The 2,031-nt window shown below is 65.1% G+C and carries 1 protein-coding gene and 1 tRNA gene; both read right to left on the bottom strand.

The genetic code is table 11. The features are described 5' to 3' along the window. Nucleotides 1-105: 105 nt before the first annotated feature. Nucleotides 106-179 (bottom strand) — tRNA-Arg (locus HMPREF2559_RS08610). A gap of 119 nt (nucleotides 180-298) precedes the next feature. Then, entirely contained in the window at nucleotides 299-1,897 is a 1,599-nt protein-coding gene (locus tag HMPREF2559_RS08615) for an alpha/beta hydrolase (protein ID WP_070540326.1), read from the bottom strand. Nucleotides 1,898-2,031 lie beyond the last annotated feature (134 nt).

Here is a 2,031-nt window from a genome sequence, read left to right on the forward strand (position 1 = left end):
TAGCGGACACACATTTTGCTACTTAGCCCCGAGGGGCCGAACGTTGAGACGTGCAAACAAAATCCCGTTGGCCAACATTTCTGCTGGTCAACGGGATTTTTATTGTGCCCCCGACAGGGATCGAACCTGCGACCTTCGGTACCGGAAACCGATGCTCTAATCCGCTGAGCTACGGAGGCATGTGCTGTGCGCAGCACCGCCGGGCACTGCGCACGCAACGAGGAATAGTTTAACTCACACCCTTCCCGGAACAGGAATTGCCCCGGGGGTGGCGTGGTGGCTGGACTGAGTGAAAATCCTAGTGCAGCCCCGGTGCCGAGGTAGCGGCGGTATGACCGGTGCGCAGGTAGTCCACCACGATGTCATCCACGGCCTTGTTGCCGAGAGCAAAGTGGCCGTGGCCCGGACCGTTGACGGTGACCTGGTGGGCGCCCATGGCGTCACGGATTTCGCCTTGGTAGCGGTACGGCGTCTGCGGGTCGCGGGTGCCGGAGAGCATGAGCGGGCGGGTCGCCAGGTGTGCGCCGCTGAGCTTGACCGGGGTGGCTACCGGGCCGCGGCCGCTGCAGGCGGTGCCAGAGCCCCACAGCGCCGGAAAAACGTCATTGAAGTCGCCCGTCACGAAGTTGGACCAGACGAGCAGCGGCAGCTGCGTGGGGTCGCCAGGAACGGTGTTCTCGTTGCACATGATGAGCGCCTGCATATTTTGCGCCTGCATGGCCGCGTCCATGAATTTCTGTTGGTCCTGCTCGCTGAGGCCGCCGATCCCCTCCGCGGCCATGTCGCGCTGTCCTGCGAGGTGTTCGGCGAACTTCTCCCACGTCTCGGGGCGCGGGCCGACCTCGCGTGTGATCGCGAAGGTCGTAGACGTCACGGGCACGGAGTTGGGATGCGTCACCTTGTCTGCAAGGAAATTGGCGTTGGCGCGCAGCGCGCCCGTGGCCGTCATGAGATCGGCGCCGGGCTGGCCCACGACCTCAAGACCGGGCGGTAGGTCGCCAATCTTCGCGTTCGGCGGGAGCGTGGTGGGGCGCACGCCGGATTCGCGCTGGATGCGAGCAGCCCAGCGCTCGTAGACCGCCAGAGGTGTCGTGCCGAGGTGGAAGCGTGCGTCGTTGGCCGCGATGTACGCGAAGAGATCGTGGTAGGCGCCCTCATAGCCGGCACGCTGTGCGGGCAGGAGGCCGTTCCACGTGAGGCTCGTTCCCATGGCGGAGTCGAGCACGACGCGGTCCGTGTGCTGCGGGAAGAGCGTGGCATACGTCGAGCCGAGGAACGTGCCGTAGCTGAGGCCTGCGATGGAGATGCGGTCCTCGCCCAGGGCCTTGCGCACTTCCTCCCAGTCACGCGCGGTATTTTCCGTGGTGAGCGAGTGAGTGTAGCCCGGCGTACCCTTCTCACAGGCGTCACGCACTAGCTTGCCGTAGGCAAGGAAAACGTCAGCTTCGCTGCCTCCTGCTTCCTCACAGCGCACTGGCGTGGAGCCGGGCAGGCCGCGGGGCTGGACGCCGATGACGTCCCACTCGTCGCGCACGGCCTGTGGCCACGCAATTGCGTCATTGCCAGCCCACCCGTAGGCGTCGCCGCCCGGGCCACCCGGGTTGGTAAAGAGCGCACCACGGCGTGCAGAAGGATTGGCCGCAGGCACCTTGACGAAGCCGACGGAAATCGTGCCGCGGTCCGGGTGACCGTAATACGTGGGGACCGTGACACGGCCACACTGCGCGCGGTCGATAGTGACCTCAGCGGGGCAGTCTTCCCACGCGATGGCTGGCCGATTCTCAGCCTGGGGTTGAGCCTGTGCGGCAGGTTGAGCGACCATGCTCGGGGAAAGCAGCGTCGCGGCTGCCGCCAGAGCGGCGAGCAGGCCGCGGAGAGGACGGGGACGAGTAGACACACAACTCCTTGCAAGACGGACCGTTCCCGCCGCGGGCGTTGTGGTGGCCCGGGAGACGGGACGACAGAGACTATTGGAACTACTTTTTACTGTAACAAAGCTGGGCTAAGTAGCAAAATGTGTGTCCGCTACGG

The organism is Corynebacterium sp. HMSC072G08 (genome assembly GCF_001809185.1).
In the GTDB taxonomy this organism is placed as follows: domain Bacteria; phylum Actinomycetota; class Actinomycetes; order Mycobacteriales; family Mycobacteriaceae; genus Corynebacterium; species Corynebacterium phoceense.